Below are 22,398 nucleotides of genomic sequence, written 5' to 3' on the forward strand. Positions count from 1 at the left end.
TTCGTCGGCCGCGACGCCGAGCTGGCCAGGCTGACCACGGCGGCCTCGCGCACGGGCCGGTTCCAGGTCGCGATCGTGGCCGGGGTCGCGGGCGCGGGCAAGACCACGCTGCTGCGCCAGCTGGAGAGCAGGCTCGCCGGCGACGGCTGGATCACCGCGTCCGGCGCTTGCCCCGACTCCAGCGCCACCCCGCCGGGCTGGGCGTGGGTGGAGATCCTGCGCACGCTCACCGTCGCGACCGGCGCCGGCGAATACGCGCAGCTGCTCGCGCCGCTGCTCGACGACGCCGCTCCCGACCCCGACGAGGACGAGGCGTCCGGCGGCTTCCGGCTGCACCGCGCGGTCGGCGGCTACCTGGCCGGGGTCGCGCGCCGCGCGCCGGTGCTGCTGACCCTGGAGGACCTCCACTGGGCCGACGACCAGACGCTCGCCCTGCTGCGCGCGCTGCCGAGCCTGCTGGCGACCAGCCGGGTGCTGCTCGTGGTGACGTGCAGGGAGAGCGAGCTCGACGACCGCCAGTCCGACGTGCTGGCCGCGCTGGCCAGGCTGGGCCCGGTCCGCGTGGGCCTGTCGGGGCTCGACCCGAAGGCCGTGGCCGAGCTGGTCAAGGCGACGTGCGTACGCGACATCGACGAGGACGCGGTCGAGTCGATCGTCGAGCGCACGGGCGGCAACCCGTTCTTCGTCCGTGAGACCGTGCGCCTGCTCGACTCCGAGGGCGCGGCCGACCGGGCCAGCGCCACCGAGGTGCTCTCGCAGGTGCCGTCCGGCGTGCGCGACGTGCTGCGGAGGCGCATCTCGCGGCTGCCGTCGGGCGCCCAGCAGATCCTGCTCCAGGCCGCCGTGATCGGGCGTGACGTCGATCTCGACGTGCTGATCGCCGTGTCGGGCGACGAGGACGCGGTGATCGAGGCCGTGGAGGCGGCGTTGCTGGCCGGGCTGGTGACCGAGCCGGGGCCCGGGCTGCTCAGGTTCGACCACGACCTGGTGCGCGACACGATCTACTCCGACGCCTCCAGGCTGCGCCGTACGCGGCTGCACGCGGCCGTGGCGGCGGTCATCGAGCAGCACACGCCGTCCGACGTGGCGGCGCTGGCCCACCACTACTTCCTGGCCGACGCGGCCGGGAAGGCGGTCCACTACGCGGGGCTGGCGGCCGAGCAGGCCGAGCGGCGCTTCGCCCACCGCGAGGCGGCCACCCTGTGGGAGCAGGCCATCGCGGCGTTCGACCGCTCGCGCGACGAGCAGAGCGGCGCGCAGACGCCCGAGCGCAGCAAGGAGCGGCTGCGGCTCATGCTGCGCCAGATCAGGGCGCTGGCGCTGTGCGGCGACATGACGGCGGCCCGGCTGCTGCGCCGCCAGGCCATGGACGCCGCGCTGCCGCTGGGCGACCTGGAGATCACCGCCAAGGTGGCGGCGTCGCTGGCGGTGCCGCACAAGGGCATCGCGCGCGACTTCACCCGCACCGCGTGGGAGATCGTCGACATCACCGAGAAGGCGCTCATGGAGCTGCCCGAGGGTGAGCAGCGGCTGCGGGCCAGCCTGCTGACCACGCTGGCGCTGGAGCTGGAGGGCTCCTCCTCGCCCGAGCGCGGGCGTCAGGCGTCGCTGGAGGCGCTGGAGCTGGCCCGGCAGAGCGGCGACCCGACGCTGATCGCGGCGGCGCTGAGCGGGCGGCTGCGGCAGTCGTACGACATCCCCGCCGTGGACACCCGGGAGAGCATCGGCAGGGAGCTGCTGGAGGTCGCGCAGCGCTCGGGGCAGATGGCCACGCAGGCGCTGGCCCACCTGGTGCTGCTGGAGTGCGCGGCGGCCAGGGGCGAGTTCGCGGTCGCCGACCAGCACGCGGCCGCCGCCGACGCCCTGGCCAGGCAGTACGACCTGTCGGCGCCGGCCGCGGTCGTGGTCTGGTACGCGGGCCAGCGGCTGATGATCGCCGGCGACTACACCGGCGCGGAGCGGGCCTATCGCGACGCGACCAGGATGACGGCGCGGGCGGGCATGCTGGAGGGCCGTCAGGACCTCCCGCTGATCACGACGTTCTGCCTGCACCTGGTGGACGGCCGGGCGGCCGAGATGGTCGACCTGCTCGCCGACGCCCACCGGCGGGGCGCCAAGTGGACGCTCGACGCGTACGCGCTGGCCCTGGCCTCGTCCGGGCACCTCCAGGACGCCAAGGCCGTGGCCGCCACCCGCCCGCCGGTGCGGCCCGACTTCCTCTACGAGCTGGCGATGACCTGGCGGGCGCTGGCCGGCATGCTGCTCGACGACCGGGAGCGGATGGTCGACTGCTACGACAAGCTCAAGCCGTTCGCCGACCGGGTTGCGGGCGCGGGCACCGGCGTGGTGGCGCTGTGGCCGGTGGCGCTGACGCTGGGCGACCTCGCCGTGCGCCTGGGCCAGCCGGACGCCGCCCGCGCCCACTACGAGAAGGCCCTGGAGGTGGCCGAGCGGGTCGGCGTGCCGCGCTGGGTGGAGGCGGCGCGGCGGTCGGTCAGCAGCTCACCTGGAAACGGTCGCTCGTGACGGTCTTGACGCCCTTGGCCGACAGCTCGACGCGGTACCAGCCGGGGTCGCCGGAGAGCTCGGGCCGCCACTCGACGGTCTGCGCGGCGCCCACGAAGCCGTCGTAGTCGACCAGGTACGTGCGCCACGACTTGGTGGAGGGGCTCCAGCGGGCGAGCTTCCAGCCGTAGTGCACGCTCCGGCCGGGCTCGGGGCTGACGAGCACGCTGCGCGCGACGAGCGGCCCCGAGCAGGCGCCGGCCAGATCGCCGAGAGTGACCTGGCCGGGCTGGGCGGCCGGGGCCAGCTCTTCGGCGACGGGCACCTCGCGGGCCGACAGGGTGATGGTCGTCACGGCGGCCGGCGCGTCATCGGCGGCGCTGTAGGCGGAGAAGCCGATGTACGCGCTGGTGAACGCCAGGGCGGCCACGATGAGCTTGGCCGCGTTCGTCGTGCCACTCGCCAGGACCGCCGCGCTTCTCGACGCCATCTTCAACACCCCTTTTGCCTCACCCATAGAGTGAGCTCGGGTGGTTGTGGCCTGCTTGTCGGCTGGTTGCGGCGGCTTGCAAGCCGATATGGCGAAAGCTTGCAACTTGAACTAAGGTAAGCCTGACCTAAGGCTTGGGAGGGGTGGGAGAGCATGACCGGCATCGCCGATCCCACGAGGCCTTATTGGCTCGGTCTGCCTTACTGGCTGGTGGGCGCCATCCTGATCCTGGCCCTGTTCGGCGCCTTCCAGGTCTACTACTGGGTCGGGCGCAAGCTCGGCGTGAAGCTCTACGACTCGCGCGTCGGCGCCCGGGTGGGGCGCGAGCGCATCGCGAAGATCGAGCACGTCGTCGAGAAGTGGGGCGCGCTGGCCGTCTACGGCTGCTTCTGGGTGCCCATGCTCCGGCACACGCTGCCGTGGGTGGCGGGGGCGCTGCGGGTGTCCTACCCCTGGTACGTGGTCGCGAGCGCGCTGGGCTGCCTGACCTGGGCGCCGATCTGGTGGTTCGGCATCACGGCGCTCGTGTGGGGCTGGCTGGAGCTGGCCGCGCGCTCGCCCGTCACGGCGGGGGTCGTGGCCGTGCTGGCCGTCGCGGCGGCGTTCTGGCTGGTGGTGCGGCGCAGGAGGAAGCGGCGCGCGGCCGCGTCAGAGGAGGCTCTGGTCTCCTAGGCTCCGCCCGGTCCGGTCGTCGATGACGGCCTCGGGAGCGTTCCTGCGCACGGTCTCGATGCCGTTCACGCAGGCGGCCTTGCTCGGGTAGCCCTCGCCGACCGCGAGCGTCTGCCCGTTGTTCGCCACGAGGGCGAACCGGAATCCGCCCTGCCCGTCCTCACTGATCACGAACCTGCCCGCCACGGCCGCTCCTCTCTAACCTGGCATTGATTTACCCCCATCTGATCGGGCTTTATGGCGTAGTTAGGCAAACGGACCCTTGATCTCCTGTCAACATGATTGCCATGCGTATTGGGGGTTTCATTGGCTCCGCCGTACTCGCGCTGGTTGTGGGACTCGCCTCCCCGGCTGCGGCGGCGGACGCGCCGGAGGTCGGGGCAAAGTCGGCGTACCTGGTCGACTCTGCGGGAACGATCCACTTCGGCAAGCGCGAGACTCGCCGGGTGCCCGTGGCCAGCCTGGTCAAGGTCATGACGGCGTACGTCGTGCTGCGCGAGGCCAGGCCGAACGACACGATCACGATTACGGCGACCGACGTCAAGCACGCGACCAGCAACGGCGCGACCACGGCGGCGCTGAAGAAGGGTGAGCGGCTCACGGTCAACGATCTGCTGTACGGTCTCATGCTGCCGTCGGGGGCCGACGCGGCCAACGCCCTGGCGCGGCGCTACGGCCCGGGCAAGACGGCCTTCGTCGCCAAGATGAACCGCACCGCCCGTGCCCTCGGGCTGTCCGACACCCGCTACACCAACCCCGACGGCCTGCCCACCCCCGGGAACGGCGGCTACTCGACGGCCGTCGACCAGGTCAAGCTGGCGGAGCAGGCGCTGGACAACAGCACCTTCGCGGCCGTGGCGGGCACCAAGGTGCACAAGGTGGCCAAGACCGCGCTACACCGGGCGCACACCTGGCGCAACTCGAACAAGCTGCTCTCGCGGGCCGACGGCGTGCTCGGCGTGAAGACCGGCTACACGCGCGCCGCCGGCTACTGCCTGCTCTTCGCCGGGGAGCGGGGCGGCAAGCGCGTGGTCGGCGTGCTGCTCGGGGACCAGAACGAGCGCCGCTTCGAGACGGCCGAGCGGCTACTGGACTACGCGGGCGAGCAGATCGCCGGCGGCTAGCAGCTCGCGGGTGTACGGGTCGGCGGGGGCGGCCCACACCTGACCGGCCGGACCGGTCTCGACGATCCGGCCGTGGCGCAGCACCGCCACGCGATGCGCCACGTGCCGGATCAGGGCCAGGTCGTGACCGATGAGCAGCTGGCCCAGCCCCAGCTCGGTGAGCCGGTTGACGATCCCGGCCCGTACGGACGGGTCCAGCGCGGACACGGGCTCGTCCAGCACGAGCAGCCCGGGCTTGGCAGGCCGACGCGCCGGCACTGCCCGCCGGACAGCTCGTACGGCCTGCGCCGGGCGAGCGCGGGATCCAGGCGGACTAGGTCGCTCCGCGATAGCGCCGCGGAGCGGGACACGGGCGGCACCCTGAGGACGAGTCAGAGGCCAGGGGGCCCGCGAAGAGGGCTCACCCGAAGGTGATCTTGCCGCTCCCAGGAAGCGTGCTCATCCCCCGAGCGGCGCAGCCGAGGATGGCCGCCGCCGGTGAGAGGCCGCCGCGGACGCGCTCCCCCTTGAGCGCGCCGGCGGCGATGGTGCCGGTGAGCAGGGCGTCGGCCGGATGCTGGGTGGCGAGCCGGTCGGCCTTGATGCGCAGCCTCGAGGTGCCGACGGGCCGGCCGTCCCCGCCGAACCAGGTGATGACGGCACCCCCGCGCACATCGCGGGCACTGGTGCACGAGGCCTCCGCGGTGGCCTTGACGGCGACCCAGCCTGAGCGCAGGGACGCGGCCGAGCCGTCAGGTGAGGCGCAGTCGGTGAGCTGGAGGTTCCCCCGGGCGGCGACGCGCCGCGGCGTGAGGCCGATCTGCGGCGTGAACGCCAGCGGCCGCTCGGACGGCGTGGCGACGGCGCAGGTCAGGGCCGGGTCCGGGAGGCCCGCCGGGGCCGAGGTGGCGATCGCGATGATCCAGTCCAGGTACATAAGCCTTCCCCGTTGGCTGCTGTACGTAATCAACGCCTCACATTGTGCTGCATCACGCGGTACGGCACGCCGGATCCAGCCGATCCGCGGTCCACCTGAGCGAGTGCGCCACCCGTACGCGCACCTTGGCCCTCGCGCGGTGCGGCCGCCGGGGCGCGCCCGGCAGGGCTTCGCCGAGCGACTCCCGGTAGCCCATCGCGGTCTGGTGAGCGATGACTTGCATGGCGTCCATAAACCCTCCTTAATCAATTAAGACCTTAATCGATTAAGACCGGCCGGGCAAGCTCTTCGATACGGTGGGACGATGGCCAGGGTGACACTGCAGACGATCGCCGACCGGCTGGGCGTGTCCCGGGCCACCGTGTCCTACGCGTTCTCCCGGCCCGACCAGCTCAGCGACGGGCTGCGGCAGCGGATCATGGAGGTGGCCGACGAGCTCGGCTACGCGGGGCCCAACCCGACGGCGCGATCGCTCCGGCTGGGGCGGGCGGGGGCGCTCGGGCTGCTGTTCAGCGAGACGCTGGCGTACGCGTTCGCCGACCCGTACGCGATCGGCTTCTTCCAGGGACTGGCGACGGCGGCCGAGGACGCGGGGGTGGGGCTGCTCATCCTGCCGCTGCCGCACGGCGACCGGCGCAGCGAGACGGTCAGGGACGCGGTGGTCGACGCGTTCTGCGTGATGTCGCTGCCCGACGGGCATCCGGCGCTGGCGGAGGTGCTGGCCAGGAAGCTGCCCGTCGTCGTGGTGGACGAGCCGTACGTGCCGGGGCATCCGTTCGTGGGGACCGACGAGCCGGCGGCCGCCGCGGCGGCGGCGCGGCACGTGCTCGAGCTCGGGCACCGGCGGATCGGGGTGGCCATGGTCGGGCTGCACGACGACGGCCACACCGGCTGGGCCTCCCCTGAGCGCCAGGAGGGCGCGGTGTTCGAGGCCATGCGGCGGCGGTGCGGCGGCTACCGGCAGGCGTGCGAGGAGGCCGGGATCGACTGGTCAGGGGTGCCGTTCTACGAGGTGGCGCGCAACTCCCGCGAGGCCGGCAGGAAGGCGGGGCACGCGCTGCTGGGGCGGGACCCGCGCCCCACGGCGATCCTCACCAACACGGACGTGCTGGCGCTGGGGGTTCTCGACGCCGCCGCCGACCTGGGGCTGGAGGTGCCCGGGGAGCTGTCGGTGGTGGGGTTCTCCGACAGCGCCGCCGAGGAGGCGGGGCTCACCACGATCCGGCAGGCCAAGCAGGAGATGGGAGCGGCGGCGGGGCGGCTGCTGCTGTCGGGGGCCGCGGCGGAGCCGGAGCGGCTGGTGTTCCCGCACGAGCTGATCGTCCGCGACTCGACCGCTCCCCCGGCACACGCTTGACGAACCAGGTCACGCCAGGACGAGCAGCACGCCCGCGGCGGCGCTGACCAGGGCGGTGCCGCCGTGCATGCCCCACGAGAGGCTGGGGTGGCCGCCGCGCCTGGCCACGATGAGCGCGTCGCCGACGGGGATGATGCTCATGACCAGGATGACCCACCCCAGCGTGTGCGCGTCCGCCACGGCGATCATGACGAAGATGGCCAGGGCGGTGCCGAGGTCACGAACGGCCTTCACGGAGAAGTACGCACCCGTGTCCATGCCCGAGGCCGAGCCCGGCACGCCGTACGCCTTGGCCGCGGCCTCGGGGACGAGGAAGAAACGCAGGCCGACCACAACGAGGCCGATGCCGACCAGGGCTGCGATCACATAAGCGGTGGTGACCATTTTGTGCACTCCAAGCGAGAGTCATCGGTAGAAGTGCTAGCAACGCTAACCTAGCGATGACTCAATGTCTAGCAGCGCTAGAAAACTGGTCGCCCAGTCCTGCCGGACGGCGGCCACCTCCTCGGCGATCGGCTGCGACCGGCCCAGTTCGGCGGCCGGCGCGGCGGGCCGGATCGAGCAGGTTGCCCATGGAGCTCCCCGCGACCTGTCGCCGGCCCCGCGGATCCGGAGCCACCAGCCCGCCGATCGTGGCAGGCGGCCGTACGCCGGGGCCGGTCATGCTGGCGCAGACGGCGTCCAACAGATCGACGCCGCTGCCGTGCCTGGCGTACAGGTGCGCGGGATCGAGCCCGGAGGCGAGTTGCGCGCCCACGAGCGCGCCGGCGGACGTCGAGTCCGGCCCGGCCGCGGGAAATCGGTTACCGACCGGGAGTCGCGTAGGTAAGGTTGCCCTCACACCTCTCCCGAAGGACAGCCCCATGGCGCAATTCATCGAGGTCCGAGCGACGGTCGAGGGCCACGAGAGGGCGGCCGCCCTGGCGAAGGGCATCTTCAGCGCCGGCCTGGCGGCCTCGATCGACATCGCCGAAGTGCCGTCCCCGCGCCGCGACACGACCGTCTGGGAGCTCACGCTCATCACGACGGACGGTCAGGTCACCACGCTCGAACGGCGCATCAAGGAGACCGCCGCCGGCTGCTCCGTGACCAGCCGGCCGGTCACGCCCGACGCCGACGGCTACCCCGACTGGCTCTGAGCACCCCGATCACCGGACGGTCAGCCGGAGCAGCGGCGCCACCGAAGGCGCCGCGGGAAGGTCCGTGACCGCCGCCAGGAGGGCGTCCACCCTGTCCGGCGGCAGCGCCCGTCCCGCGTTGGCGCGGAACTTGACCCCCAGCTCGTCCGCCGTCAACGGGTGCTCCGGCCCGCCCCGCGAGGAGTCCACGCGGTGTTCCAGCGTCGAGCCGTCACGCAGCCGCACCCGCATCACCGCCGCGAACGCGCGCGGGAAGATCTCCGACGCCCGCTCGTCCGCCACGCAGCGCACCCGCTTGGCCAGCTCCAGCCGCTCCGGGGACAGGGCGGCGAAGTCGTCCAGGGAGAGCCCGAGCCCGCCGCCGCCGTGCAGCGCCGCCGCGACCGTGTACGGGCCGGAGAACTTCGCGTGGTACGGCGACCTGGGCGCGGTCTTCTCCTCCCTGGGCTCCGCGATCGTGCGCAGCACCGGGGCGGGCACCCCCAGCTCGATGTCCTCGACGTCGTCCGGGGACAGGCCGCCGGCCCGCAGCGCCAGGGCGCAGTCGATGGCTGGGTGGGTGAAATGGTTCGTCGGGTAGGGCTTGTAGACCGTGCGCAGGAGCTCCCACCGCTCGCCCAGGCCGGACAGCAGCGCGGCGTCGTCGTACCGGCCGTCGAGCCAGGCCTGGAAGAACCCGAACCGCCCCTCCAGCACGGTCGGCGGCCCGGTCACGCCCTCCAGGGCGAGCACCGCCGCCGAGACGCCCGCGTGCGCGGCCCAGCCGCAGTGGACCCGCTTGATCGTCCCGCCCGTGCGGTTGGCCTCGATCACGCCCGCGCCCATGCTGGCCGCCACGCCGACCGCGTGCGCGATGCCGTCCGCCGTCAGGTCGAACAGCAGCCCCGCCGCGACCGCGGCGCCCAGCGTGCCGCAGATGGACGTCGCGTGCTGGCCCTTCTCGAAGAAGAGCGAATTGCGCGCCTCAGGCAGGTAGGAGGCCATTCCGAGGCGGTTGCACACCTCGACGCCCGCCGCGATCGCCGCGGCCAGCGCGGCGCCGCTCGCACCGGTCGCCTCGGCGACGGCCAGCGCGGCCGGCACCACGGAAGCGCTCGGGTGCAGCACCGACGGCAGGTGCGTGTCGTCGTAGTCGAGCGCGTGCGCCAGCGTGCCGTTGACCAGCGCCGCCGCCGGCGCGGGGAGCCGGTCGCCGCTGCCGAGCGCGCTCGCCTCCTCGACGCCGCCCCACCGGCGTACGGCCCGCAGCACGGCCGGTCCCGCGTCGCCCTCCGGCTCGGCGTAGGCGGCCAGGCAGTTGCCCAGCACGTCGAGCACCCGTCCGGTCACGTCGTCGCGCACCCGGTCGGGAACGCCCTTGTCACGGCAGGCGACTGCGAACTCGGCCAGCCGCTGGACATGGGTTGTCATGGTCCCTCTCAGGTCAGTCGATCACGGCGAGCGGACGGACGGGGGCGCCGGTGGCGCCGACGACCGGCAGCGGGTTCAGCACCAGCACGAACTCGCGTGCCCCCGAGTCCAGCAATTCGGACAGCCGCATGGTCTCCACGATGTTGATGCCCGACTCCACCAGCATGATCCGGTGCACGGGCAGCGTGGCATGCCCGCGACCGGGGGCGATGTGCTCGAAGGCGATGGACTCGCCGCCCACCACGCGCGGCCGGCGCTCGGCCAGCCAGCGCGCCGCCTCGACGCCCGGCCCGGGGACGCCGCCCCGCTGGCCGACGAACTCCTCCGCCGACGACCACAGCCGCGACCAGCCGGTGCCGATGAGCACGGCGTCGCCGGCGCGGATCTCCAGGTCGCCGGCGGCCCGCGACAGGTCGTCGGCGGTGATCTCGTAGCCGGCCGGCAGCGTGTCCACGCCGTGCACGGCGGCCACGTCGAGCAGGACGCACCGGCCCACGTACGGCTCGAAGGCGTCGATGCCGAGCGCGCCGAACCCCTCGTGCGACATCACCTCGGACGCGGGCCGCCCGCCGTACAGGAGCCCCTCCTGCGAGACGTGCGCGAGCGCGTCGACGTGCGTGCCGACGTGGCCGCCCGTGACGATGATCTCGTTGGCGGCGGAGCCGCCGTCCGGCCTGACCATGTCGCCGTGCCTGCGCTCCAGCGCCATCCGGAACGGGGGGTGGTTCGGTGACTGCGGCATGCCTTTGCGCATCGGCTGCGCGAGATCAAGGACACGCGCCCCTTCCAGCGCCTTCCACAAGGACATCTCGGACGGCTCTCCTTATGTTCCGATCATGAAAACAGCGTCTCGACAGTACACAAGACGGACAAAACCGGCTCAATCAGCCCGCCGACCGCATCAACCCATGACAGGCGATGGCCGCGGCGGCCACCACGTTGAGCGAGTCGACGCCCGCCGCCATCGCCGACCGGCTCATCGGGATGCACACCGCCCGGTCGGCCTCGTGCAGCCAGTGGGAGGAGAGCCCGTCGCCCTCGGCGCCGAGCAGCAGCGCGACCCGCTCCGCCAGCTCGACGGTGTCCAGGGGCGTGGCCGCCTGGTCCGGGGTGAGGGCCAGGGTCTGGAAGCCCGCCTCCCTCAGCTGTGCCAGCCCGCCGAACCAGTCGTCCATCCGCGCGTACGGGATCGAGAACACCGCCCCCATCGACACCTTCACCGCCCGCCGGTAGAGCGGATCCGCGCACCGGGGCGACAGCACGACACCGTCCACCCCCAGGGCGGCGGCACTGCGGAAGATGGCGCCGATGTTGGCGTGGTCGACCAGGTCCTCCAGCACGAGCAGCCGCCGGGCGCCGCCCTTCAGCAGGGTCTCGACGGCGGGGAGCGGGAGGCGTTCCATCGAGGCGAGGGCGCCGCGGTGCACCTGGAAGCCGACGATGCCCGACATGATCTCGTCGCTCACCACATAGACCGTCGCGTCACCCAGGACGTCCTGGAGCGAGGCCAGCCAGCGAGGCGTCGTCAGGACCGAGCGGATCGGGTGGCCGGTGCCGATGGCCCGCCTGATCACCTTCTCCCCCTCGGCCAGGAACAGGCCGCGCGACGCCTCCAGGCTCTTGCGCAGCTCCATGTCCCGAAGCCGGGTGTAGTCGGACAGGCGGGGGTCGTCGGCGTCGGTTACGTACTCAAGCACCTTCCGATACTGCCATGCGCCGCCTGACCTGCCAGACCGCCGCGTAGCAGGCGAGCACCAGGCACAGGCCGATCAACGTGCCGGCGCCCGTCTTGGTGATCACGCTGGGCAGGCCCAGGTGCGGGACGGGCTCGTCCACGAGGGGCCAGAGGAACGCTCCAGCCACCGTTCCGATCGAGCACAGCGTCATGACGACCGCACGCACGCGCGGGGCGATCCGCAGGCGTTCCGGTACGGGGGCCGCGGGCATCCGGGACAGACCGCGCCAGCCCCACCACACCACGACGGCCAGGCCGATCACGGACGAGACGTACTGCAGCAGCCGGAAAAGCCTGATCACGCCCATGACCGAGACCGCCAGCCAGCCGCCCCACTCCACCGGTCCGGTGGAGTGGGTGAAGGAGTCCCACAGGACGTGGCTGGCCGCGCCGATCACGCCCCCGACCGCCATGGGGAGCAGCCGGAGCCGGGACGGCGCCAGGAGCGCGGCGCGGCCGGCCAGCGAGGCCGGGAGCAGCGAGATCAGCGGGTCCCTGAAGACGCCGTGGAAGAGCGGCAGCAGCACCAGCACGGCGGCCAGGTCGATGGTGACGACACCGAGCCAGGAGTGCCAGTTGCCGTAGTCGGGCAGGAACGGCAGGAAGATCGGCAGATCGGGCACCATCGCCCCCAACGCCATCGCCCACGGATCGGCGAACCTGCGTACGCGCTGTGACGAAATCAGCGGCACCATCGCGGCCATATGACTGGGCGTGAACGGCAACCGGCCCTCCCTCGGTGTTCCGGGCAACCTTCGCGACCTGGCGATCAACGCTCATTATGCGGGCAAGCTTGACCATCCTTTGCCCGGACGAAACTACGCTACTGTCTGTAATGGGTACGGTACGTATCGCTGTCGACGGCCGGATAGCCGGGAGTGCGGGGGGTCATGGTGCCTGACCAGCGGATTCATGAGCGTCCGGCCGCGTCAGCCGATTGGCTGCGCGCAGCCCGCGCCGCCCGGTCGCTCTCCGTCGCCACCCTGGTCTGGCTGAGCGTGGAAAGCACGCTCGGCCTGGCCGCCGGTTTCGCGGCCCACTCGCTGGCGTTGATCGGCTGGGGGCTGTCGGCGTTCGTGGAGGCGGCGGCCAGCCTGATCGTGGTGTGGCGCTTCACCGGCGCCCGCACGCTCTCGCCGCACGCGGAGAACACCGCCAGGAAGGCGGTCGCGGTGAGCTTCTGGCTGCTCGCGCCGTACCTCGTCCTGCACGTGGCGCACGACCTGGACGCGGGGCACCGGGCCACGCCGAGCGTGCTGGGGATCGTGGTGACGACGTTCAGCCTGGTCAGCATGCCGGCTCTGGGGATCGCCAAGCGGCGGCTCGGCGCGCGCCTGGCGTCCGAGGCCACGTCCGGCGAGGGGACGCAGAACCTCATCTGCGCGGCCATGGCGGCGGGGGTGCTGGCGAGCCTGTGGCTCAACACGCTGGGATGGTGGTGGGTCGATCCGGTCGTGGCGGTGGTGCTGGCGGCGGTCGCCGTACGGGAGGGAAGCCGGGCGTGGCGCGGCCATCAGTGCTGCCATTAGCCCCCGATTCGCCGATCATGCATATCTCTCAGAAACCGTCACGCACGCGACCAACACCACCCACACAGGGTAATCACCGCACCAAAAGGGCTGTTTTCCCGCACTCGCCACACCGAGTATCGTTCCCGGAGTATTGCGGAGCATCTCCCGCTAGGGTCTCCGGAAGGTCTCAAGCACACCTAAGAGGACATCGTGGGGCGACACCGCACAGACGAGCTTGATGGCGGATACAGAGCGCACGAACCACCCCCGGCCCGCAGAAGGTCGAACGGCCGCGGCAGGGTTCTCGTACCGCTGGCCGGTGCCGTCGCGCTGGCCGTGCTCCTCGGTGTCGCCGCGTTCGTGATCTTCAACCGCGACCACGACTGCTCGGGCGGGAAGCTGGCGCTGCGGGTCGTCGCGACGCCCGACATCCAGCCCGCGCTGAACAAGGTCGCCGGCAACTACAACAAGGCCATGCACTCGATCGACAGCAAGTGCGTCGAGGTGACGGTGGCCAAGGAGGCCGCGGCCAGGACCGCGAACGCGGTGGCCGCCGGCAAGGCCAAGGCGGACTTCTGGGTGGCGGACTCCAGCCTCCTCATGGAGAGCCTGCGCAACACCCCGGCCGGCCAGGCCCTGCCGCAGATCGAGGGGTCGATCGCGACCTCGCCCGTGGTGCTGGCGACGGCCAAGTCGTTCGCGTCGAAGCTGAGCGGCGCCCTCCAGCCGAGCTGGGCTGCCATGATCTCGGCCGCGAACGTGGCCAACGTGGACGGGCCGGGCAAGAAGGTCCGCGTCCTCGCCCTCGACCCGCAGAAGAACTCCGCCGGGCTGGCCGCGCTGCTGGCCGCCGCCGGCACGGCGAAGGAGGCCGGGCTGGACAAGGCGCTGGTGGGCGCGATGAAGGAGCTGTCGGGCCAGCTCGCCTCCGACCCCACGGCGCTGCTGGCCAGCCTCACCGTGAAGTCCGGCAGCAGGGTGCCCATCGGCGTCACCTCCGAGCAGGCCATCTACGCCCACAACGCGAAGAAGCCGGAAGCGCCGGTGGTCGCGCTCTATCCCAAGGAAGGCACGCTCAACCTCGACTACCCGGTCACGGTCCTGACCAAGGACCCGGCGGTGCTCAAGGCGGCGGCGGACTTCAAGCAGGACCTCGCCACGGAGTCGGCCAAGAAGACCCTGCGCGAGGCGGGCTTCCGCAGCACGGACGGCAAGGCGGGCGACGCGCTCGCGACGGACAAGGGCTTCAAGCAGGAGACCCCGACCGCGCTGGAGCCGCCGGACGGCAAGACCGTGGCCAGGATGGTGCAGACCTGGTCCCGGCTGAACCTCGGCAGCCGCCTGCTCACGCTGCTCGACGTCTCGGGCACGATGGCGCTGCCGGTCCCCGGCACGGGCATGACCCGCATGCAGGCCATCAACAAGATCGCCACCGAGGGCCTGGGCCTGTTCCCCGCCGACTCCGAGCTGGGCCTGTGGACGTTCTCCACGCATCTGGACGGACAGGGCAAGGACTGGAAGGAGCTCGTCTCCATCGGACCGGTCAGCGAGTCGGTCAACGGCACGCTGCGCAAGGACATGCTGGGCAAGGCGTTCGCCTCGATCCAGGCCAAGCCCACGGGCGACACCGGGCTGAACGACACGATCAAGGCCGCGTACACGCAGCTGACGAAGACGTACCAGGAAGACAAGATCAACACGCTGCTGGTCCTCACGGACGGCGCCGGCAACGACGACCCGGACGGCGGCGTCAAGAACAGCGAGATCCTGCAGTTCCTGAAGAAGACCTACAACCCGAAGCGGCCCATCAGCATCCTGCTCATCGCCTTCGGCCCGGAGGCCGAGAAGGGCAAGCAGCAGATGGACGCCCTGGCCAAGGCCGCGGGCGGCGAGGCGTACATCGCCAAGAACGTCCTTCAGGTGCGCGACTTCTTCCTCCAGGGCATGGAACGCCGCCTCTGCATGCCGGCCTGCGACGGCTGAGAGCCGCCGAAGGATCACCCCCATGCCTTATGGGCATAGGGGGCGAACCGGCCAGAAAGGGGCCGCGTCCTCTCCGCGTGGGGCTTGAGAGCCCGTTCTACCCGCGGGGGAGGAATTCGTGCCTGGATGGCCGTCCGTCGGTCGCGCCGAGGATCATGAGCTGTTCGAGGCTCTGCGGCGCGCGGACACCGACGCTCCCGCCAAGCTGTACGACTGCTACGGCGAGCGGCTGCACGACTACGCCGCCTCCTTCGCCCAGGACCTGGCCGCCGAGGCCGTGCACGACGCCCTGGTCACCGCGCAGGGGTGCGTGCACCGGCTGAAGGAGCCGGCCAGGATGCGGGCCTGGCTGTACGCGCTGACCAGGTTCCAGGTGCGGGCCAGGATGTCCCGCCGGACCCCCGTGGACGGCGTGCCGCTGCCGGAGCTCGAGGCGCAGGGGGACCCCGAGCTGACCGACCTCGTCCACGAGACGCTGGGCGAGCTGAGCAGGAACGAGCGCGAGGTCCTGGAGCTGTCGCTGCGCCACGGGCTGACCCCGGCCGAGGTCGGCGCGGTGCTCGGGCTGACCTCCCGGCAGGCGACCGGCCGGCTCACCAGGGCCCGCGACCAGCTGGAGAACGCCGCCGCGGCCGTGGTGCTGGCCAGGACGGGCCGGGCGCACTGCCCCGACCTGTCGGCGATGCTGGACGGGTGCGAGGGACCGCTCACCCCGCTGCTGCGGCGGAGGTTGTCGGGCCACATCGGCGGGTGCGAGGTGTGCACCGAGGGCCGGCACCGGCAGGTCTCGGCGGCCAGGCTCCTGGACCTGGTCCCGGTCGCGTACCCGCCCATCTCGCTGCGCCGCCGGGTGATCGACACGTGCGTCAACCCCGAGCGCGACCAGACCCGTACCCTGATCACCGATCGCGGCGACAGCTTCGACCGGACCGGGTTCCCCGTGGCCGTCGAGAACCGCTCGCGGCGGCGCAGGCCGCGCCGCCTGGCGCCGGTGCTGCTGGCGGGCGCGTGCGTGCTGGCCGCGACGGGGGCCATGGTCGTGATCAACGGCCGCGACGCCTCGACCGGCACTCCCCTGCGGTCGGCGCCCTCCCCCTCTTCCCCCGCCGCCTCGCTCGACCCGGGCGAGGAGAGCCCGTCGCCCGATCCCTCACCGGAAGAGGACGAGCTCACGCCGGCCCCCACCCCCACCCCGACCCCGAGCCGCACTCCCGGCACCCGCGCCACGCCGGTCGAGCGGCCCAGCGCCCGGCATGCCGCCGGGCCGACGCCCACCCGCCGCAGGCCCGCGCCCGGCGCCCGGCTCCGCACCTCCTGCCCGAAGGCGATCGACGGCGCCGCCAAGATCGGCCTCGGCGCCCGCAACGCCACGGTCTCGTGGGTGGCGACCGCCTCGCAGGGGCTGGACGTGTTCCCCGCGAGCGGGTCGATCAAGGCGGGCGGGTCGGTGGCGATCTGGGTCACGATCGTCGACCCGAACGCCGCCGGCCGCGGCCGCGTCGCGTTCACGTCGAACGGCGGGAGCACGAGCTGCTCGCTGTCCTGGGACGGCGACGGTCCCGAGACGTCCGACCCGACCGACGAGCCCACGAACTCCAGCGAACCGACTCCGTCGCCCTCCGTAACCGCGTCAGCCGAGAATACGGAGACGCTGGAGGGGTAAAACGGACGCCAACCGCGAGTAGATCAACTTTTCTTGCCAACAAACCCGGATAAATCGGACCCTGGCTCGAAGAACCTCGGTCACATAGGGCATTCTGGTGTGCTTGGGGGCCACGTCCGGGCCGGAGTCACTTGACCGTGTGTTGAACATCACACAAGAAATCTCTGCCTGCCGGTAAACCGGGATGCGTCCTCAAGCGTCGGCATTGACGTGTCCTGGCGCAGATTGGTCCCATGAACTGCGATCAATCGTGCCTTAACCAGCAGAAGCAGGAGAGAAAAGGGAGATGCTCAAGCACCGGAGAGCGCTGGCTTGGCTGCTGGCGCTCGCCTGCATAGCGGGAGCGGTCGTCGCGCTGTTCGACATTGAGACACCGCTGCGCCCGTTCTTGATCTCTCTGTTCCTTCTCGTCGTCCCAGGGGCGGCAGTGGTGGGACTGTTGCGTGATCGTGACCCCCTTGCCGCACTATCAGTAGGAGCCGCGGCAAGTCTCGTGCTGAACGTGCTCCTCGCTCAGGCCATGCTGCTCTTCGGCGCGTGGTCGCCCCGGGCGGGCGTCGCGACGGTCGCCGTGCTCGGAGGGTTCATGTACGTGCTTCGCGTGTTGTACCGGGGGAAGAGCATGCAGACCCAACAGGGGGCCAGGTGAACATCCAGGTAGTTCGGCCCAGAGAGCTCGGGGACTCCGAGCGGGCACGATGGCGGGAGCTGCAGAAGGCCGACCCGAGTCTGGACAACCCGTTCCTGTCTGTCGAGTTCGCCGTGGCGATGGACCGCTTGCGCGATTACGTGAGGGTGGCGGTCATCTCCGACGCGAGCGGCATCGTGGGGTTCTTCCCGTACGAGCGGCACAGCTTCGGCATCGGCAAGCCGCTCGGCGGCTTCCTCACCACGTGCCATGGCCTGATCGCCGGCCCGGACCTCAAGCTCGACGCCAAGGCCCTGCTGCGGGCCTGCAAGCTCAGCGTGTTCGACTTCGACCACCTGGTGGCGGGGCAGCCCACTTTCGCCCCGTACGAGCAGGATGTCCGGCCCGCGCCGGTCATGGACTTCACCGCCGGATTCGACACCTGGCTCGAGCAGGTGAAGACCAACTCCCCCAAGAACCTCAAGACCGTCCGCTACAAGGAGCGCAAGCTCGGCAGGGAGCAGGGCGAGCTGCGCTTCGAGTGGGCCTCGGCCGACCCCGAGGTGCTCCGCACGCTGCTGAACTGGAAGTCCGACCAGTATCGAAGAACTGGCCGCGTGGACAGGTTCGCCCAGCCGTGGATCGTCGAATTGACGGACATGATGCATGCCGAAAAGTCATCGGACTTCGGGGGCGTCCTGACCATGCTTTATGCCGGGGACGTCCCGGTAGCCGGACATTTCGGCCTCCGCACGGCCACCACGCTTGTAGGGTGGTTCCCCGCCTACGACACCGAGTTCGGCCGCTACTCGCCGGGCATCGTCCATCATCTGCAGATGGCCGAGGCCGCCGCGAACGACGGCCTGCACATGGTGGACATGGGCAAGGGCGGCAAGGAGTACAAAGACTGGCTGAAGAGCGGGGTCCTGTACGTTGCCGAAGGCCGCATCTCGCGACCGTCCGCCGCCGCGGCCGTTCACTGGATGGGCCGAACTCCTTTCAACAAAGCCCGAACAATTGTCATGGACCGGCCGTCTCTTTATAGGGCGGCCGACCGTGTCCTCAAGGGCTTCGGTCGGGTGCGCACCTCGATGCAGCAGCAGGAGTCACCCAACGGAGTAGTCAAAGAACCAACGGGAGCACGCTGAGCGCTCCCAAGTCCCGGCAGACACCCTCACAGCACAGGACCCTTCAATGCACCGTTCACCGGCTTCGCCATTCCCGCAGCACCCGGGAGTGGCCGCGACCGGACCGCAGCAGGGCGGGGTCCCGGAAGGATTTCCCTCGCCATGAGTCCCGAGATAGCCAAGCACAACGGCAAGCTGCAAGCGTCGCCCTTGCGGTCGATGCCGCCCCCTTCGAGCTTCACGCCCGTCACCCCGCACCTGGCCATTTCGCCGACGGTCAGTGTGGTCGTGCCGGCGATGAACGAGGCCGAGAACCTGCCGCACGTCTTCGCCACCATCCCCCAGTGGGTGGACGAGATCGTGCTCGTCGACGGCAACTCCGTCGACGACACGGTCGCCGTGGCCAAGAAGCTGCGGCCGAACGTGAAGATCGTCACGCAGACCGGCAAGGGCAAGGGTGACGCCCTGTCCGCCGGCTTCGCCGCGTGCACGAGCGACATCATCGTCATGATCGACGCCGACGGCTCGACCGACGGCCGCGAGATCATCAACTTCGTGGGCGCGCTGGTGACGGGCGCCGACTTCGTCAAGGGCTCGCGCTACGCCTCCGGCGGCGGCAGCGACGACCTGACGCTGAACCGCCGGCTGGGCAACAAGGTCCTCACCGGCATGGTCAACGTCATGTACAACACCAAGTACACCGACCTGTGCTACGGCTACAACGCGTTCTGGGCCCGTCACCTCGACGCGCTCAACCTCGACTGCGACGGCTTCGAGGTGGAGACGCTGATGAACGTGCGCGCGGCCAAGGCCGGGTTGAAGGTGCACGAGGTGCCCAGCCACGAGCGCAACCGCATTCACGGCGAGAGCAACCTGCACGCCGTACGAGATGGCTTCCGCGTGCTCAGGACCATCCTGAGGGAGTGGCGTCGCCAGCCCGCTCCCGCTCAGCCTGAGCCGACCGCCACTCCTGCCGCTGACCGAGGCGTCGCTTAAGAAGGAACGCTGTGAACACGTCTGTTGTCATCTGCGTCTACACCGAGGAGCGGTGGGAGGACATCAGGCAGGCAATCGAGTCGGTCGAGAACCAGACCCGCCCGGCACACGAGCTGATCCTGGTGGTCGACCACAACCCCGACCTGCACCTCAAGCTCAAGCGCACGTATCCGCAGGCCATTGTGGTGGAGAACACGCATGAGAAAGGGCTGTCGGGGGGCAAGAACACCGGAGTGGCCACGGCCAACGGTGAGATTGTCGCGTTCCTCGACGACGACGCGGTCGCCGACGCCGGATGGCTGGAGGCTTTGGAGGAGGGCTTCCAGGAATCCGGTGTGGTGGGCGTCGGGGGTCGCACTGATCCGCTGTGGGCGTCCGAGCGACGCCCGCGGTGGTTCCCGTACGAGTTCGACTGGACGGTCGGCTGCACGTACCGCGGCATGCCCGCGGTACGCGCGCCGATCCGCAACGTCATGGGCGGCAACGCCGCGTTCCTGCGCGACGTCGTGTCCGAGGTGGGCGGCTTCCACAGCGGCATCGGACGCAGCGTGCAGGGGCGCAAGTCGCGTCCGCTGGGGTGCGAGGAGACGGAGTTCTGCATCCGGCTGAGCCAGCGCAAGCCCGGCTCGGTCATGCTGTTCGAGCCGCGTGCCGTGATCGGGCACAAGGTGTCGAAGCAGCGCGAACGGTTCGCCTACTTCAGATCCAGGTGCTACGCGGAGGGGCTGTCGAAGGCCCTGGTGACGAAGGAGGTCGGCACCCAGGACGGGCTGGCCAGCGAGCGGGCGCACGCGCTCAAGACGCTGCCGCTCGGCGCGCTGCGCGGGGTCGGTGAGGCCGTGCGCGGCGACGTGGGCGGGCTCGGCCGGGCCGCCGCGATCGTGATCGGGCTGGCCTGGACGACCTGGGGTTACGTGGTGGGCTCCGTACGGCTGAAGGCGGCACGATCATGACCCGCATCCCGATCCTGATGTACCACTCGGTCACCGACACGCCCAACGACGAGACCAAGCCGCATTCCGTGCGGCCCTCGGACCTGGCCGAGCAGCTCGCGTACCTGTCGGAGAGCGGCTTCACCCCGCTCACCCTGGGCGACCTCGTGGCCTCCCTCAACCAGAACAACGGCCGCTCGATGCCGGACAAGCCGATCGTGGTGACGTTCGACGACGGCTACGCCGACTTCCACGGCCACGCCCTGCCCCTGCTCGAGCGCTACAACTTCCCGGCCACGGTCTTCCTGACCAGCGGCTGGGTGTCCGACGCGGGCAAGGACGCGGCGGGCCGGCCGCTGGACGACATGCTGTCCTGGGGCCAAGCCCGCGAGATCGCCCAGACCGGCATCGAGATCGGCGGCCACAGCCACAGCCACCCGCAGCTCGACCAGCTCCGCATCGAGGACCTGCGGCAGGAGCTGCGCAAGAACAAGGGCCTGCTGGAGGAGAAGATCGGCGCGCCGGTCGCCACCATGGCCTACCCCTACGGCTACTCCAGCGCCCGTGTCCGCCGCGAGGTGCGCAAGGCCGGCTATTTCGCCGCCTGCGCCGTGAGCAACACGATCGCCGCCGACCGGCACGACATGCTCGCCATCCCCCGGCTGACGGTCGGCAAGCACACGACCATCAGCATGTTCAAGCGCGCCGTCGAAGGCAACGCCGTCCCCCTCATCTACCTGCGCGAACGCATCCTCACCAAGGGGTACGCAGTCGTGCGCAGGACGAGGTACGGGCTGCAGCGGGTGCGCGGAAATGTCTAGCGTCTGGGGGAAGATCCTCCACGACCTCCGCAACCCGCTGTTCCGCCAGGGCTACGCGCTCATGGCGAACACCGTGGTCACCGGTGTGCTCGGCATGGGCTACTGGCTGCTGGCCGCCCGCCTCTACTCCCCGGAGGAGTTCGGCCGCGGCCAGGCGGTGATCACGGCGATGCGGCTGTTCGCGTCGCTGACGGCGCTGGGGTTCGTGGGCGCGCTGGCCCGCTTCCTGCCGGTCGCCGGGCGCCGCACCCCCGAGCTGGCCCTGCGCGGGTACGGCCTGGCCGCCGCCACGGGCGGGGTCGCGGCGCTCGGCTTCCTGCTGACGCTGCCGATGTGGGGCAAGACGTACTCGGTGCTGAGCGGCTTCTGGCCCGGGCTGTTCTTCCTGGCGTCCGTGCTGGTGTGGGCCGTCTTCACGCTCCAGGACGTGGTGCTGACCGGGCTGCGGCGGGCCACGTTCGTGCCCCTGAACAACCTGGTCTTCGGCATCGTCAAGATGGGGCTGCTGGTCGCGCTGGCCGGCGCGCTGCCGTCGGGCGGGATCTTCGTCTCGTGGGTCATCCCGACCGCCCTCGCGCTGATCCCCGTCAACTGGCTGATCTTCGCCGTCGTGGTGCCCAGGCACGTGGAGAAGAGCGACGCCGAGCAGGAGCCTCCTCGGCTGCGTGAAATTGGAAGGTTCCTAGCTGGGGACTTCCCCGGGACGCTGTCCATTCTCGGCATCGTCTACCTGGTGCCCGTGGTGGTCGCCACGCAGGTGGGCGAGGCCACGTTCGGCCGCTTCTCGATGGCGCACACGCTCGCGAGCATGATCGAGCTGCTGGCCATGAACATGGCGGTCTCGCTGACCGTCGAGGGCTCTTTCGACCGTGCCAAACTGGCCGAGAACTGCCGGCGGGCGCTGCGGCGGGCCTTCATGATCGTCACCCCGATCATCGCGGTGGCGATCCTGGCGGCGCCGCTGATCCTGACCATCTTCGGCTCGGCCTTCGCGGCCGAGGGTACGACGCTGCTGCGGCTGATGTCGCTGGCCGTGCTGCCGCGGGTGCTGATCGAGGTCTACCTGAGCGCGCTGCGGGCGCAGAGCCGGGCCCGTACGCTGGCGACCGTGCAGATCGGGCTGGCCGTGCTCGTGCTGGTGTCCACCGTCGCGCTGTTCCCGTACGCGGGTGTGAACGCGGTGGGGTACGGCCTGCTCTTCAGCGAGCTTCTCGTGGCAGTTTTGATCTTCGGGAATCTACGTAAAATTCTCAAGTTCGGCGAAACCCGTACGCCGGTTGTCACCCAGGGGTCGTCCGGGGCCGCATGATGGTCAACGTGAAGCAACGGGACGGCGATGGCATGGCAAGCTCCTCGGAGGTGCGAGGGGAGGTGCGCGGAGGCAAGGAG

24 protein-coding genes are annotated in these 22,398 nt (G+C 70.9%); 14 read left to right on the top strand and 10 right to left on the bottom strand.

Annotated elements, in window-relative coordinates; translation table 11 throughout:
• A partial coding sequence (locus tag ACWDX9_RS26720; protein ID WP_449958489.1) for an ATP-binding protein occupies positions 1-2,526 on the top strand: 2,526 nt, incomplete at its 5' end.
• Here ACWDX9_RS26720 and ACWDX9_RS26725 read toward each other — a convergent pair.
• Positions 2,495-2,995 (bottom strand): hypothetical protein, encoded by a 501-nt coding sequence (locus tag ACWDX9_RS26725; RefSeq protein ID WP_449958491.1) that lies wholly within the window; start codon positions 2,993-2,995, stop codon positions 2,495-2,497. The genes ACWDX9_RS26720 and ACWDX9_RS26725 overlap by 32 nt on opposite strands.
• 153 nt (positions 2,996-3,148) lie before the next feature.
• Here ACWDX9_RS26725 and ACWDX9_RS26730 point away from each other — a divergent pair, with 153 nt between their 5' ends.
• Positions 3,149-3,667, top strand: coding sequence for a DedA family protein (locus tag ACWDX9_RS26730; protein WP_350728116.1), 519 nt, complete (start codon positions 3,149-3,151; stop codon positions 3,665-3,667).
• Here ACWDX9_RS26730 and ACWDX9_RS26735 read toward each other — a convergent pair.
• A complete protein-coding gene (locus ACWDX9_RS26735) occupies positions 3,644-3,853 on the bottom strand; it encodes a YegP family protein (RefSeq protein WP_449958494.1) in 210 nt (69 codons plus the stop codon). The two genes, ACWDX9_RS26730 and ACWDX9_RS26735, sit on opposite strands and share 24 nt — an antisense overlap.
• Positions 3,854-3,954: 101 nt before the next feature.
• Between ACWDX9_RS26735 and ACWDX9_RS26740 the strand changes: the two genes are divergently transcribed.
• A complete protein-coding gene (locus tag ACWDX9_RS26740; RefSeq protein WP_449958497.1) occupies positions 3,955-4,791 on the top strand; it encodes a D-alanyl-D-alanine carboxypeptidase family protein in 837 nt (278 codons plus the stop codon).
• Here ACWDX9_RS26740 and ACWDX9_RS26745 read toward each other — a convergent pair.
• The 3 genes from ACWDX9_RS26745 to ACWDX9_RS26755 all read right to left on the bottom strand — a co-directional run bounded on the left by ACWDX9_RS26745 (position 4,753) and on the right by ACWDX9_RS26755 (position 5,939).
• On the bottom strand, positions 4,753-5,049 hold the full coding sequence (locus ACWDX9_RS26745) for a hypothetical protein (protein ID WP_449958500.1): 297 nt from the start codon (positions 5,047-5,049) through the stop codon (positions 4,753-4,755). The genes ACWDX9_RS26740 and ACWDX9_RS26745 overlap by 39 nt on opposite strands.
• A gap of 142 nt (positions 5,050-5,191) precedes the next feature.
• Positions 5,192-5,707: a hypothetical protein gene (locus ACWDX9_RS26750; RefSeq protein WP_449958503.1), complete on the bottom strand. Its 516-nt coding sequence runs from the start codon at positions 5,705-5,707 to the stop codon at positions 5,192-5,194.
• 52 nt (positions 5,708-5,759) lie between these two features.
• Complete coding sequence (locus tag ACWDX9_RS26755) at positions 5,760-5,939, bottom strand: hypothetical protein (protein WP_364247995.1); 180 nt, start codon at positions 5,937-5,939, stop codon at positions 5,760-5,762.
• 72 nt (positions 5,940-6,011) lie between these two features.
• Here ACWDX9_RS26755 and ACWDX9_RS26760 point away from each other — a divergent pair, with 72 nt between their 5' ends.
• Entirely contained in the window at positions 6,012-7,064 is a 1,053-nt protein-coding gene (locus ACWDX9_RS26760) for a LacI family DNA-binding transcriptional regulator (protein WP_449958506.1), read from the top strand.
• Between the two features lie 9 nt (positions 7,065-7,073).
• On the opposite strand, the gene ACWDX9_RS26765 is transcribed toward ACWDX9_RS26760, so the two are convergent.
• Complete coding sequence (locus tag ACWDX9_RS26765; protein ID WP_449958509.1) at positions 7,074-7,448, bottom strand: DUF4267 domain-containing protein; 375 nt, start codon at positions 7,446-7,448, stop codon at positions 7,074-7,076.
• A gap of 479 nt (positions 7,449-7,927) precedes the next feature.
• Here ACWDX9_RS26765 and ACWDX9_RS26770 point away from each other — a divergent pair, with 479 nt between their 5' ends.
• On the top strand, positions 7,928-8,203 hold the full coding sequence (locus ACWDX9_RS26770) for a hypothetical protein (RefSeq protein ID WP_449958511.1): 276 nt from the start codon (positions 7,928-7,930) through the stop codon (positions 8,201-8,203).
• 9 nt (positions 8,204-8,212) lie between these two features.
• Here the strand turns inward: ACWDX9_RS26770 and ACWDX9_RS26775 are convergent, their stop codons facing one another.
• The 4 genes from ACWDX9_RS26775 to ACWDX9_RS26790 form a co-directional block, all read right to left on the bottom strand.
• Positions 8,213-9,613: an MmgE/PrpD family protein gene (locus tag ACWDX9_RS26775; RefSeq protein WP_449958513.1), complete on the bottom strand. Its 1,401-nt coding sequence runs from the start codon at positions 9,611-9,613 to the stop codon at positions 8,213-8,215.
• A 13-nt stretch (positions 9,614-9,626) separates the two neighbouring features.
• Complete coding sequence (locus ACWDX9_RS26780) at positions 9,627-10,421, bottom strand: cyclase family protein (RefSeq protein ID WP_355199473.1); 795 nt, start codon at positions 10,419-10,421, stop codon at positions 9,627-9,629.
• Between the two features lie 76 nt (positions 10,422-10,497).
• On the bottom strand, positions 10,498-11,310 hold the full coding sequence (locus tag ACWDX9_RS26785; RefSeq protein WP_449958516.1) for a TrmH family RNA methyltransferase: 813 nt from the start codon (positions 11,308-11,310) through the stop codon (positions 10,498-10,500).
• Positions 11,303-12,121, bottom strand: a complete 819-nt coding sequence (locus ACWDX9_RS26790) for a DUF4184 family protein (protein WP_449958519.1) — start codon at positions 12,119-12,121, stop codon at positions 11,303-11,305. The genes ACWDX9_RS26785 and ACWDX9_RS26790 overlap by 8 nt, the downstream gene beginning before the upstream one ends.
• 117 nt (positions 12,122-12,238) lie before the next feature.
• Here ACWDX9_RS26790 and ACWDX9_RS26795 point away from each other — a divergent pair, with 117 nt between their 5' ends.
• From ACWDX9_RS26795 to ACWDX9_RS26835, 9 genes are all read left to right on the top strand, one after another.
• The gene (locus tag ACWDX9_RS26795; protein ID WP_363981847.1) at positions 12,239-12,877 is read left to right on the top strand and encodes a cation diffusion facilitator family transporter; all 639 of its coding nucleotides are present in this window, start codon (positions 12,239-12,241) and stop codon (positions 12,875-12,877) included.
• A gap of 192 nt (positions 12,878-13,069) precedes the next feature.
• Entirely contained in the window at positions 13,070-14,842 is a 1,773-nt protein-coding gene (locus ACWDX9_RS26800) for a substrate-binding domain-containing protein (protein WP_449958523.1), read from the top strand.
• A 118-nt stretch (positions 14,843-14,960) separates the two neighbouring features.
• Positions 14,961-16,505, top strand: coding sequence for an RNA polymerase sigma factor (locus ACWDX9_RS26805; RefSeq protein WP_449958525.1), 1,545 nt, complete (start codon positions 14,961-14,963; stop codon positions 16,503-16,505).
• A gap of 286 nt (positions 16,506-16,791) precedes the next feature.
• Complete coding sequence (locus ACWDX9_RS26810; protein ID WP_350728136.1) at positions 16,792-17,154, top strand: hypothetical protein; 363 nt, start codon at positions 16,792-16,794, stop codon at positions 17,152-17,154.
• Positions 17,151-18,281 (top strand): GNAT family N-acetyltransferase, encoded by a 1,131-nt coding sequence (locus ACWDX9_RS26815; protein WP_449958528.1) that lies wholly within the window; start codon positions 17,151-17,153, stop codon positions 18,279-18,281. The genes ACWDX9_RS26810 and ACWDX9_RS26815 overlap by 4 nt, the downstream gene beginning before the upstream one ends.
• A 141-nt stretch (positions 18,282-18,422) precedes the next feature.
• Entirely contained in the window at positions 18,423-19,256 is an 834-nt protein-coding gene (locus tag ACWDX9_RS26820; RefSeq protein WP_449958531.1) for a glycosyltransferase family 2 protein, read from the top strand.
• A gap of 11 nt (positions 19,257-19,267) precedes the next feature.
• Positions 19,268-20,209 (top strand): glycosyltransferase family 2 protein, encoded by a 942-nt coding sequence (locus tag ACWDX9_RS26825; protein WP_449958534.1) that lies wholly within the window; start codon positions 19,268-19,270, stop codon positions 20,207-20,209.
• Positions 20,206-21,009 carry a polysaccharide deacetylase family protein gene (locus tag ACWDX9_RS26830; protein WP_363981833.1) on the top strand — a complete coding sequence of 268 codons (804 nt, stop codon included), beginning with the start codon at positions 20,206-20,208 and terminating at the stop codon, positions 21,007-21,009. The genes ACWDX9_RS26825 and ACWDX9_RS26830 overlap by 4 nt, the downstream gene beginning before the upstream one ends.
• Positions 21,002-22,318 (top strand): lipopolysaccharide biosynthesis protein, encoded by a 1,317-nt coding sequence (locus tag ACWDX9_RS26835; protein WP_350728141.1) that lies wholly within the window; start codon positions 21,002-21,004, stop codon positions 22,316-22,318. The genes ACWDX9_RS26830 and ACWDX9_RS26835 overlap by 8 nt, the downstream gene beginning before the upstream one ends.
• Positions 22,319-22,398 lie beyond the last annotated feature (80 nt).

The sequence above is a fragment of the Nonomuraea sp. NPDC003201 genome, assembly GCF_053590415.1.